The 1,741-nt window shown below is 45.7% G+C and carries 1 protein-coding gene; it reads right to left on the minus strand.

Features of this window, described 5'->3' with window-relative positions:
• Nucleotides 1–455: 455 nt before the first annotated feature.
• Nucleotides 456–839, minus strand: a complete 384-nt coding sequence (locus tag ACVBED_RS00005) for a hypothetical protein (RefSeq protein ID WP_473094279.1) — start codon at nucleotides 837–839, stop codon at nucleotides 456–458.
• Between the last annotated feature and the right edge of the window lie 902 nt (nucleotides 840–1,741).

Here is a 1,741-nt window from a genome sequence, read left to right on the forward strand (position 1 = left end):
ACCCCATGGGTCTCAAATCTCCAGGTACAAGGGCATCTTCCTACATCAAAACATGCATGGGAAACCCAGAAGATGGTATGCCGTGAGATCGGGAAAGGTTTCTAAAACGCACCTCATTTCTCCTCTCCTTGTGCTCGGGTTCGCCATTCCAGCCGCTTGACTAACCATCTCCCTACTTGGAGAATCAGCACCTTTAACCTCCTGTTTCGTACAGGTTGCAATTTGTCCTGAGGATGAACGGGAAGACGGGGAACCAACGAGAGACTAGCCCTAGGTGTTGGGACAGGCACAGGTCACTCCATTTTCCCATCAGGAAGAAGAATGAACCACAGGCTCAGCCTGCCCCCCAGAACCAAAATAGGGCCTGAAGCAATCCTGCGCTTTTGCGGCCAGCTCCCAAAAAAGCGAGTAGACAAATGGAGCTCAGGGGCACTGCAATTCACAAACGTGCAGAGTTATAAATGATAACTCTCGTCCACAAATATATTGAGGGAAGGCAACGAAGAGGATTTGAAAGCAAGGCAGATTTGCAGGAAACAGATTTCAGGAGGTAGATTCGACTCGCCTTTAAAGCACATGAAAAGCGGCAAAACGTTGACAATGATGCCCTTGGCCAAAAAGGGCGTATGCGTTTTTTCCTGAATATATTCAGGAAAAAACGCATACGCCCTTTTTGGCCAACCAAGCAAGCCGGAAGGGCAAATCAGCGCTACAAAGAAGTCTCGCTTGCCCTCGGTCAAAAGGGCCATGCTGAAAAAAGTGTAAAAACCAGAAAAGCAGGACAGGCCATGGAGACATGGGAGCCTTGCTACGCTGATGGGCGGGATGTAAATTGCCAACAGGCACTCTGGAGAAGTGTACGGTGTGTCCTGAAACAAGTAATAAACACAGCTTAGAGAGCATAGGGCACTTCCACTCATGGGCGTATAAATTGGGAAAACTAAAAATCAACAAGACACAGGCACCCCAAACTTTACGGCTGCTCTGTTTCCAAGAACCTCCACTTCGGTACACCTTCAATATCCCAGGAAAGAGAAAAATGGATAAAGAAATGGTGGTACTTGGCACAATGGAATATCACTCAGCCATGAAATCAATGTCATAAGGCTAGTTAGCAGCATGATGAGTGGATTTAGGTACGATGATTCTAAGTGAAATAAGTCACACAGAAAAAGACACTTATCCTAAGATATCGCTTATAGAGGGAATGTCAAAATCGCTACACTTGAACTGAATTACAAAACAGAACAGAGTCACACCTTTAGAAGACACACTATGGCTGCTTAACGGGAAAGGTGAGGTGGGGTGATGCATAAAACAAGGGTTTGAAATTAGCTCAGAGACCGCTCCATAAGCCAAATATGTAATAGACAAGGCCTACTCCCTGCTCAGTGAACTGGACTCAACACCCCCTAGTCACCGCACAAGAATATATCTGACTAGTAAGAATCTGAAAACCTATGTATCGATATCTCTCTGCAAGTGAATCAAGAGGGTGTAAAGCGGCATAAACACAGCAGGGAAAAGCAGCCAAGCCCCATTCTAAACATAAATTACTTTAAAAAACCCACAAAACAAAGACAGTGAAAGAGAGAGAAATTCTTACAAAATCCGTTCAGGGTCTCTGATGCAACCTGGATTGACCATATCTAGACCCACAGCTGGATGAGACATAAGGCTGGACACTCTTGGGGCTGAGAGGATTGGTGAGGTTGGGTGAGCAAACGCAGATACTTTAAAG

It is taken from the genome of Halpernia sp. GG3, from assembly GCF_052976925.2.